Source organism: Streptomyces sp. WAC06614 (assembly GCF_003949795.1).
Classification (GTDB): domain Bacteria; phylum Actinomycetota; class Actinomycetes; order Streptomycetales; family Streptomycetaceae; genus Streptomyces.
The window spans coordinates 1-6,980 of the sequence record NZ_RPRY01000345.1 but is presented as its reverse complement, the minus strand read 5'-3'; the positions used below and the strand labels follow the sequence as shown (position 1 = coordinate 6,980).

Annotated in this window: 6 protein-coding genes; 3 read left to right on the top strand and 3 right to left on the bottom strand. The window is 73.3% G+C overall.

The annotated features are described in order from the left end of the window. A partial coding sequence (locus EF918_RS30185) for a flavin reductase family protein (protein ID WP_148141280.1) occupies nucleotides 1–194 on the top strand: 194 nt, incomplete at its 5' end. 112 nt (nucleotides 195–306) lie between these two features. Here EF918_RS30185 and EF918_RS30180 read toward each other — a convergent pair. From EF918_RS30180 to EF918_RS30170, 3 genes are read right to left on the bottom strand one after another with little or no spacing between them, the layout of a single operon-like run. Next, entirely contained in the window at nucleotides 307–1,374 is a 1,068-nt protein-coding gene (locus tag EF918_RS30180; protein ID WP_125652111.1) for a Zn-dependent alcohol dehydrogenase, read from the bottom strand. Then, nucleotides 1,371–2,576 (bottom strand): acyl-CoA dehydrogenase family protein, encoded by a 1,206-nt coding sequence (locus EF918_RS30175; RefSeq protein WP_125652110.1) that lies wholly within the window; start codon nucleotides 2,574–2,576, stop codon nucleotides 1,371–1,373. Before EF918_RS30175 ends, EF918_RS30180 begins: the two co-directional genes overlap by 4 nt. An 8-nt stretch (nucleotides 2,577–2,584) precedes the next feature. Continuing rightward, nucleotides 2,585–3,496, bottom strand: a complete 912-nt coding sequence (locus tag EF918_RS30170; protein ID WP_125652109.1) for an SDR family oxidoreductase — start codon at nucleotides 3,494–3,496, stop codon at nucleotides 2,585–2,587. 99 nt (nucleotides 3,497–3,595) lie between these two features. Between EF918_RS30170 and EF918_RS30165 the strand changes: the two genes are divergently transcribed. Further along, nucleotides 3,596–4,522, top strand: coding sequence for a cyclase family protein (locus EF918_RS30165; protein ID WP_125652108.1), 927 nt, complete (start codon nucleotides 3,596–3,598; stop codon nucleotides 4,520–4,522). An 86-nt stretch (nucleotides 4,523–4,608) separates the two neighbouring features. Continuing rightward, the gene (locus EF918_RS30160; protein WP_125652107.1) at nucleotides 4,609–6,870 is read left to right on the top strand and encodes an NACHT domain-containing NTPase; all 2,262 of its coding nucleotides are present in this window, start codon (nucleotides 4,609–4,611) and stop codon (nucleotides 6,868–6,870) included. Nucleotides 6,871–6,980 lie beyond the last annotated feature (110 nt).

Sequence of the window (6,980 nt, the reverse complement as noted above, 5' to 3'; positions counted from 1 at the left end):
CCCACACCCCGTCCCCCGCGACGGGCTCCCCCCGCCTGGCCGACGTACCGGCCTGGATCGACTGCCGCATCCACGCCGTCCACACGGGGGGCGACCACCTGATCGTGGTGGGCCGAGTGGAAGCCCTGGGCGCCACCGACGAAGGCACCCCCCTCCTCTTCCACAAGGGCCACTTCACCCGCCTCGCCGACTGACCCCCTCCCCGGCCACGCCGGGGGCCGATCACGACCGGTCGACGATCGACCGAATGCCGACCCGGGCACGAGGGGTCGTGCCGCGGGCCGGTCGGGCGAAGGGGCCGGCCCGTCAGAAGGTCAGGACTGCTCGGGCCACGCGGCCCTGTTCGGCGGCTTCGAGTGCCTCCGGGAAGGACTCCACCGGGTAGGTCTGTGTGACCAGTTCGTCCAGGAGGAGGCGGCTCTCGCGGTAGAGCTGGGCGTAGAGGGCTATGTCGCGTTGGGGGCGGGAGGAGCCGTAGCGGCAGCCCAGGATGGATTTGTCCAGGTACATCGAGGAGACCTGGAAGGCCGCTTCCTCCGTGAAGCCGGGGACGCCCAGGAGGATCGCCTGGCCGTGGCGGTCCAGCAGGTCCACGGCTTGGCGGATCAGACGGACGTTGCCCACGCATTCGAAGGCGTGGTCCGCCCCGGTGGGGAGGATCTTCTTCACCGCGGCGACGGTGTCCGGCGTGGCCGCGGCGTTCACGAAGTGCGTGGCGCCGAAACGGCGGGCCACCGCCTCCTTCGCCGGGTTGGCGTCCACCGCCACGATCACCGAGGCGCCGGCCAGGCGGGCGCCCTGGAGGACGTTGAGGCCGATGCCGCCGGTGCCGATGACCACGACCGTCTCGCCGTGGTCCACCCGGGCCCGGTTGAGCACCGCGCCCACACCGGTCAGGACGCCGCAGCCGATCAGGGCCGCGGAGGTGAAGGGGATGTCGGAGGGGATCTTCACCGCCTGGACGGCCTTCACGATCGTTCGTTCCGCGAAGGCCGAGTTCGACGCGAACTGGTACAGCGGCGTGCCCGCGCGGGAGAACGGCTGGGCGGGCATGCCGATGGCCTTGCGGCACATCGTCGGCCGGCCCCGGTCGCAGTCGGCGCAGGCGCCGCAGTTGGCCAGGGTGGACAGGGACACGTGGTCGCCCGGCACCACGTGGGTCACGCCCGTGCCCACCGCCTCCACCACGCCCGCCCCCTCGTGGCCCAGCACCACCGGCGGCGGGAACGGGATGGTCCCGTCGATCACCGACAGGTCGCTGTGACACAGCCCGGCCGCCGCGATCGCGACCAGCACCTCCCCGGGACCGGGGTCGCGGATCTCCAGATCGTCGACCACCTGGGCCTGCTTGCCGTCGAACACGACGCCTCTCACCTGGGCTCCTTCGGCAGGCCGAGCACCCGCTCGGCGATGATGTTGCGCTGGATCTCGTCCGAGCCGCCGTAGATCGTGTCGGCGCGGGTGAAGAGGAACAGCCGCTGGGTCTCGTCCAGCGCGTACGGGTCGTCGGCCGTCCAGTCGTCCGGGCCCACGGTCGCCGCCGCGCCGCGGACGGCCACGGCGAGTTCACCGAGGCGCCGGTGCCAGCCGCCCCACAGCAGCTTGGCCACGCTGGGCGCGCCCGGGTCGTCGGGGCCGCCGCCGAGGGTGCGCAGGGCGTTCCACCGCATGGTGCGCAACTCGGCCCACTGGCGCACGAGGCGGTCGCGCAGCACCGGGTCGGGGGCGGGGCCGCAGCGGGCCGCGTGGTCGGCGACCACCCGTTCCAGTTCGGCCGCGAAGCCGATCTGCTGGACCAGGGTGGACACCCCTCGTTCCAGGGCGAGCAGCCCCATGGCGACGGTCCAGCCGTTGCCCTCGCCGCCGACGACCTCCTCGGCCACGGCCCCGTCGAGGAACACCTCGTTGAACTCGCTGGTCCCCGAAAGCTGCCGGATCGGCCGGACCTCGATCCGGCCCGGCTGGGCCATGGGGACGAGCAGGAAGGACAGCCCGCGGTGCCGGGTCGACCCCGGCTCGGTGCGGGCCAGGACGAAGCACCAGTCGGCCTCCCGGGCCAGGGAGGTCCAGATCTTCTGGCCGGTCACCCGGTAGGTGCCGGACACCGTGCGCCGGGCCGTGGTCCGCACCCCGGCCAGGTCCGAACCGGCGCCCGGCTCGCTGTAGCCCTGGCACCACAGCTCCTCGCCGCGGGCGACCGCCGGCAGGAAGCGGTCGCGCTGCTCCTGGGTGCCGTACGCGAGGAGGGTGGGGGCCAGGAGGTTCTCGCCGATGTGGCCGACCCGGGCGGGGGCGCGCAGGCGGGCGTACTCCTCGGCCCACACCACCTGCTGGACCGGGCTCACGCGCCGCTGCCCGTACGCGCCCCCGGGCGCCTGCCAGCCCAGTCCGATCCACCCGGCCCGGCCCAGTTCGCGTTCCCACTCCCGGCGTGCGGCCTCGCCCTCGTGCTCGCTGCCGGGCCCGCCGAGTCCTACGGCGCCGGCGTACGGGCCTGCGCCGGTCAGCCGCTCGGCCAGCCAGGCGCGGGCCTGCTGCCGGAACTCCTCGTCCTGTGCGCCGAACCCGAAGTCCACCGGGCCCCCTACGCGTTGGGGCGGTCCTTGGCGGCCGCCGCCTTCGCCATGGCCTCCAGCTGGGCCAGCATGGGCATCGGGTCGGTGCCCACGGTCCCGGGCAGGAAGTCGGCGATCTTCTCCGGGGTCCAGGAGCCGTCGGCGTACCCGGCGCGCAGCTCGCGCGGCTGGGCCCAGACGGCGATCTTGGGGCCGGCGATGGTGTAGACCTGCCCGGTGACGGCCTCGTTGCGGGCGCGGTCGCTGAGCAGGTAGGTGACCAGCGCGGCCACGTCCTCGGGCTCGCCGATCTCCTTGAGCTCCATGGGCACGTTGGCGGACATCCGGGTACGGGCGACCGGGGCGACGGCATTGGCCGTGACCCCGTACTTGTGCAGGCCGAGGGCGGCGGAGCGGACCAGGGAGATGATGCCGCCCTTGGCCGCGGAGTAGTTGGCCTGGGCGACCGAGCCCTGATGGTTGCCGCTGGTGAAGCCGATCAGGGTGCCGGATCCCTGCTTGCGCATGACGGCGGCGGCGGCCCGGAAGACGGTGAAGGTGCCCTTGAGGTGGGTGGCGACGACCGGGTCCCACTCCTCCTCGGTCATGTTGAAGAGCATCCGCTCGCGCAGGATGCCGGCCACGCAGACGACGCCGTCGAGCCGCCCGTAGCGGTCCACGGCGGTGGTGACCACGCGCTCGCCGCCGGCCATGGTGGAGATGTCGTCGGCCACCGCGACGGCCTCGCCGCCGGCCGCCACGATCTCCTTGACCACGCCCTCGGCGATCTCGCTGGTGGGCTCGCCGCCCTCGATCGAGACGCCGTAGTCGTTGACGACGACCTTGGCGCCCTCGGCCGCGGCGCCCAGCGCGACGGCCCGGCCGATGCCGCGGCCGGCGCCGGTGACCGCGACGACCTTGCCTGCCAAGAAGTTCCCCACGTCCCGCCCCTTCCCGGGTTTTCTGACGGACCGTTAGATTTTATGGGCAGTGCGACGGCCGTGCACAAGCCCCCGAACCGCAAGGAGCTGATGAGACCCATGTCGCTGCCCCCCGAGTTCCACGACATCGCCAAGCGCGTCAACAACTGGGGCCGCTGGGGCGCCGACGACGAGATCGGCACGCTGAACCTGGTCACGGACGAGGTGGTCCGGGCCGCCGCGGCCGAGATCCGCACCGGCCGCCGGGTCCCGCTGGCGCTGCCGCTGAAGGAGGACGGGGTGCAGGCCGGGATGATCCCGGGCCGGATCAACCCGCTGCACACGATGGTGCAGGTCAACCAGGAGATCTTCGGCCCGGGCACGGTGGCGTGCAGCGACGACGCGGTGACCATGGGCCTGCAGGCGGCCACCCACTGGGACGCCCTCACCCACGTCTCCCACTCCGGCAGGATCTACAACGGCCGCCCCGCCTCGACCATCACGCCGCACACCCGGGCGCAGTACAGCGGCATCGACAAGGCCGGCCCGATCGTCTCCCGCGGGGTGCTGCTGGACGTGGCGGCGGCCAAGGGCCTGGACCGGCTGCCGGGCGGGCACGCGGTCACCCCGGAGGACCTCGCGCAGGCCGAGGAGTTCGGCCGGGTCACCGTCCGGGCCGGCGACATCGTCCTGGTGCGCACCGGACAGGTCCAGGTCTACCTGGCCGGCGACAAGCACGGCTACGGGTTCCCCTCGCCCGGCCTGTCCGTCCGCACGCCGGAGTGGTTCCACGCCCGCGACGTGGCGGCGGTCGCCAACGACACGCTCACCTTCGAGATCTTCCCGCCCGAGATCGAGAACCTGTGGCTGCCCGTGCACGCACTGGACCTGGTCGAGATGGGCATGCACCAGGGCCAGAACTGGAACCTCGAAACTTTGTCCACAGCCTGTGGAGAAGCCCGGCGGTACAGCTTCCTGCTGTCGGCCATGCCGGAACCGTTCGTCGGCGGCACCGGCACCCCGGTGGCTCCTGTCGCAATCCTCTGACCGACCCGCCCCGTCCTCCGTAGCATGGCGGCCCCGGCCGCACCGGTGCGACCGCCGCGGCCACGACCGCCACCGGGGGACGGCGCATGGACGGCAGCTACGGACACCAGGAGATCAGGGACGTCCGGGCGAGGAAGGTGATCCAGAAACAGTATTTCTTCCCGGGCGGCGAGGAGCCCGTCGACACCGACCGCGCCGCACGCGAGCTGCGCACCACCGTACGGACCCGGCTCCAGGACGAGATCGCGCGCCTGCAGCTGGAGCACCCCGACCCCATCCCGGTGCGCTGGTCACCGTCCGGACAGCCCGTGCAGCCCTCGCTGGAGGCGCTCGGCATCGAGGACTGGTCCGTCCTGCACGGCGACGTGACCCAGGTGCCGGAGTTCCTGCGCAAGCTGCCCCGGCACCAGCTCGTGGTGCTGGGCGAGCCCGGCTCCGGCAAGAGCGTCCTCGCCCTGTTGCTGGCCTGGAACCTGCTCAAGCGCTGGCGGCCGGGCGACGAGGTCCCGGTGCTGATGCCGCTGTCCTCCTGGCGGCCCACGGTCCCCCTGCGCGCGTGGATGGTCCGGTACGTGCGCGAGCTGGGCCTCGGACCCGACCGGGCCCGCGCCCTGTTCGACGAGAACCAGGTGATGCCCGTCCTCGACGGCCTGGACGAACTGCCGCCGGACCTCCACGCCCGCGCCGTCGCGGAGATCGACGCGGCGGTCGCCGACGGCCGGCCGCTGCTGGTCACCTGCCGGGTCCAGGAGTACCGGACGGCCGTCAGGGAGCAGGGCCGGCACCTCACCAAGGCCGCGTGCGTGGAGCTGGACTCCCTCACCCCGGACGAGGCGATCGCGTACCTGCGCCGGTCGGCGGTGGCCGGCGAGACCCGCTGGGACCCCCTCTACGCCGAGCTGCGCGAGCGGCCCGGCACGGCCCTGGCCGCCACCTTGTCCTCCCCGCTGATGCTGCACCTGGCCCGCACCGCGTACCGGTCGCCGGCGACCGACCCCGCCGAGCTCCTGACCGAGGACCTGGCCGGGGACCGGGCGAAGATCGAGTCCCACCTGCTGGCGCAGTACCTCCCCGCGACCTTCGCCCCGCCCGCCGCCCGGCGCTTCCGCGCGGACCGGGCCCGGCGCTACCTGACCACCCTCGCCCGGCAGATGGGGCGGGACGGCACCCATGAGTTCGCCTGGTGGCAGATCGACTCCCCGGTCACCGCGGTGGTCGTGGCCCTCGCGTTCGGCTGCTCGTACGGCTGGTTCCTCACCCTGCTGTTCGGCGCCTGGAAGGGGGTGTTCGCCGGACTCCTGACCGGGACCACGGGCTTCTTCGTCCACCTGTGGGTCCGCGAGCGGCAGCAGCACGTGCACGTCACGGAGGACGTCGTGCGCGGACCGCGCGGCGTGCTGCGCCAGTACGCCGCGCTCGCCTGGCTGTCGGCCCTGCTGGTGGGGGCGCTGACGGGGGCCGCCGTCGGCGGCTGGCTCAGCACGGTGCTGGACGAGGCACCGCGCCGACCGGTCCTCGGCTTCAGCCTGTTCGTCGGCGCGGCCGCCGCGTTCGCCACGCTCGTCAGCTCGGCCTGGGGCTCGTACCATGTGTCGCGGGGCTGGCTCAGCCTCACCCGGCGGCTGCCCTGGCGGTTCTGGACGTTCGTCGACACGGCACACGGCCTGGGCGTGCTGCGGCAGACCGGAGCGGCCCACCAGTTCCGCCACCTACGGGTCCAGGAGCAGCTCAGCGGGTCCACCAGGCCGTCCAGCCGGTCGGTGTACAGCGGCCGGCGCACCGCCGCGGGCTGGAAGCTGCTGCTGCCGGCCCTGCCCACGGCCGCCCAGACCCTGGTGGCGCTGGTCTGGCTCGTCCTCACGGGCGCCATCAGCCTCGGCAACGGGATCGGCGAGGACCTGCGGTACCGCTCCGGGGACCGGCCGCAGGTGAACGTCGACTTCTGCGAGAGCGCCTGCGCGACCAACGCCACGACCTGGACCTGGCACCTGCCGCCGGGCGGGTCCCGCCGGACGGTGACGGAGCTGGACGAGACCGACGGCGCCGCCGTCGCGCAGTGGAACGGCGGCGTCAGCTCCCACGGCTGCCCCGGGTCCCGGATCGAGGTGACGCTGCAACTGGGCGAGCACCCCCCGGTCTCCTTCGTCCAGCGACCCGACGGCCTGGAACCGATGGACGCGAAGGCCCCGTTGCCCAAGCCGCTCCCCCTGGCCGACGAGCCCGTCACGATCACCCTGCGCCGGGCCGACGGGGAGCCCTGCGAGGCGAGCCTCAGCTGGGTGGGGGCCGGGGTCCGCCGGGACGGCATGGAACCGGTCCGCAAGCGCTTCGGTGTCAGCGGCCCGTGAAACCATGAGGTGTTCATGACGCGTCCTTCGGACGTACGGCACGCCCCGCCCACGCCTCCCGGCAGAACAGGAGCAGTTCATGTCCCAGTACGGTGGCGGCCCGGTTCCCC

Bases quoted from the DNA above. Each gene is read 5' to 3' on its own strand.
- EF918_RS30165 (WP_125652108.1), top strand. From the start codon at position 3,596: ATGTCGCTGCCCCCCGAGTTCCACGACATCGCCAAGCGCGTCAACAAC.
- EF918_RS30160 (WP_125652107.1), top strand. From the start codon at position 4,609: ATGGACGGCAGCTACGGACACCAGGAGATCAGGGACGTCCGGGCGAGG.